We start from the raw sequence: 267 nt of genomic DNA on the forward strand, positions 1-267 counted from the left end.
GCTCATTCTTCAGGGCTGATGATGGCAGCATTGTTCCAAAGTCTCCGCTTCTATCTGGCGTCGTAGCTATTATCTTCTTTCTTTTCTTTTTTGTGGGAATTGCCTATGGATATGGGTCAGGCAGCATCAAAGAAGCTTCTGATATTCCGAAGCTTATGCAAAAAGGATTGCAAGGCAGCCTGAGCTTTTTGGTTGTGGCATTACCTGCCTCTCTATTCATTAACCTTTTCAACACAAGCAACATGGCAACCATACTTTCCGTGCGAG

Annotated in this window: 1 protein-coding gene; it reads left to right on the top strand. The window is 44.2% G+C overall.

The annotated features are described in order from the left end of the window. Positions 1-267, top strand: a 267-nt coding sequence (locus B3L97_RS01095; protein ID WP_286933374.1) for an AbgT family transporter, incomplete at both ends; no start/stop codon positions are given.

Origin of the sequence: Aminobacterium sp. UBA4834, from assembly GCF_002400205.1 — a bacterium.
Lineage (GTDB): Bacteria > Synergistota > Synergistia > Synergistales > Aminobacteriaceae > Aminobacterium > Aminobacterium mobile.